Raw genomic sequence first — 1990 nt, forward strand, 5'->3', positions numbered from 1 at the left:
TAGTCGCTACCAATTCTAGTCGCTTACGACGCTCTTCCGATCTCTCAGACTTTCAATTCTCATGCTTCTCTATCAATATTAAATTCTCCCGTTCCCGTAGCGTGGCCATAGGCCTGCATAAGTTTATTTTAAGCTGTTCGCGTAGCGTGAGCTTTTAGCTCACGGCTGACAGCTGACTGCTGTTCGCGTAGCGTGCGCGTAGCGCATATGCTTACAATTATCCTAACTTGATATAAGTTGATAAACTGATACACAGTTAATACAGCAATCATCAATGAATTGTGATAATTTTTTTCTCTACTCCCTACTCCCTACTCCCTACTCCCTATTCCCTATTCCCTGTTCCCTATTCCCTGTTCCCTTTTTTATCTAGATTTCAGCTACTAGCTAAAAAAAATACCATTCTAATGTTTAAATTTTGAACATTTATTACAATTTCTGTAAATAACCTTGATTTTTTTTGTTTTTTTTATTGTTGACAATAATAGTAGCCATTGGTTATACTATAATCATTGGAAAAAGAGCCGCGCTCATCGGCCACCAACCTGGAAGCGCGGCTCTCCCCCCCAAGTTACATGGAGGTAATTCTATAATAATGGCAAAACAGCGATTCGTTTATCATCCCATCGATTATCACGAAGCGATGGAGCGCCTTGAGCAGCTTGCACAACAAAGGGAGTCGGAGGGAGAAAATTCCTATCCCTATCCCATCACCGAGCGCGAGCAAATCCTAATCCGACTGTACAGTTACTGCGAATTGGGTATGACACCGCAACGGTTTTACAGTAAGTGGGATCTGACTCGGGAAGATATGGCTTTAATCTGCTCCTGTTCCGTTCAAACTGTTAATGGCTGGTTTAACACCAGTCGTCGCTGTTACCCTCTGACTCCTGGTTACTTGCGCCATCTGGCCATTATGGATTTCTTGTTGGAGGATTTCGAGACAATTCCTAAACCGTTATTGGAGCGATGCAGCGCGGTCTTGGGGGTTTCCCCCATGAGCGACTGCATCAAGACAGCGATTGTTCTCGAAGGAAGGCAGAATTAAGAATTAAGAATTAAGAATGTAGAATTCCAGATTATACATTCTTAATTAAAAAAGCTTGAAGGTTTAAGGTTGAAAAGTTAAGGTTGAAGGTTGTTTGTCAGAATGTAGAATGCATAATTCTACATTCTACATTCTTAATTCTACATTCTACATTCAAATCTATTCCCATGGTTTGATTTTCACAATTCAAATAGGGATGCTAGACTGGATTTAATGTAACCTAAAATGACTCTCCCAAGGTTTTCGACTTTGGGAGTGCTTTACTGGCTGTTAAGCAATTTACTATATTTTATAATACTTATCAAGCCTTTTTAAGAGCTTATTGATAATAGCTAGCAGTTATCAATTGGGTGAGGTAAATCAGTTGAGAATTTTAGGAAATAGGAAACAGAGAACAGCTAAAAAATCCTGTATACTTGATTACTATCAGAACTACCGTAATTTTGCTAATTGCCCCTGAGCAAACTTCCGCAGTTTAGGATCGGGGTCATGCTCTGCTCTATCCTGCAATAAGGATCGGGTTTGGGAATGGTTAGGATAGTAGTTGAGGATGGCATTAAGGGCTATTTTTCGAGGATTGACATTGTCATAATCCTGGTCTTGATCACGCTCAAAGGGGTCATTGAGAGTGCGATGCTCTGAAAGAGCCGCTACGCGAACGCATAAAAATTCTCATAATCAAAGCTGGTCTGGCCAACCTTGAGCTAACTGTTCAATTGCTGTAGCTCGCACCCTCGAATCTTTATCAGAGCGAGCCCATTGTTGAAGTAGGACTAAGGTATTTTGATGGTTTTTGTAACCTTGAGCTAACTGTCTAATTGCTGTACGTCGCACCCTCGAATCTTTATCAGAGCGAGCGGATTGTTGAAGTATGGCTAAGGTATCTCGATGGTATTTGTAACCTTCAACTAACTGTTCAATTGCTGTAAGTCGCACCCTCGA

General features: G+C 41.0%; 3 protein-coding genes. 1 reads left to right on the plus strand and 2 read right to left on the minus strand.

The features are described from left to right. Nucleotides 1-128 precede the first annotated feature (128 nt). Nucleotides 129-272, minus strand: a complete 144-nt coding sequence (locus F6K49_RS44190; protein ID WP_293108248.1) for a hypothetical protein — start codon at nt 270-272, stop codon at nt 129-131. Between the two features lie 323 nt (nt 273-595). Here F6K49_RS44190 and F6K49_RS44195 point away from each other — a divergent pair, with 323 nt between their 5' ends. Continuing rightward, on the plus strand, nt 596-1048 hold the full coding sequence (locus tag F6K49_RS44195; protein WP_293108251.1) for a hypothetical protein: 453 nt from the start codon (nt 596-598) through the stop codon (nt 1046-1048). A gap of 678 nt (nt 1049-1726) precedes the next feature. Here F6K49_RS44195 and F6K49_RS44200 read toward each other — a convergent pair. After that, nucleotides 1727-1990: HEAT repeat domain-containing protein (locus F6K49_RS44200; protein ID WP_293108254.1), on the minus strand; the 264-nt coding region annotated here is incomplete at its 5' end.

Source organism: Moorena sp. SIO3I6 (genome assembly GCF_010672095.1).

Coding starts and splice junctions, on each gene's coding strand:
- F6K49_RS44190 (WP_293108248.1), bottom strand. CDS start 272: ATGATTGCTGTATTAACTGTGTATCAGTTTATCAACTTATATCAAGTT.
- F6K49_RS44195 (WP_293108251.1), top strand. CDS start 596: ATGGCAAAACAGCGATTCGTTTATCATCCCATCGATTATCACGAAGCG.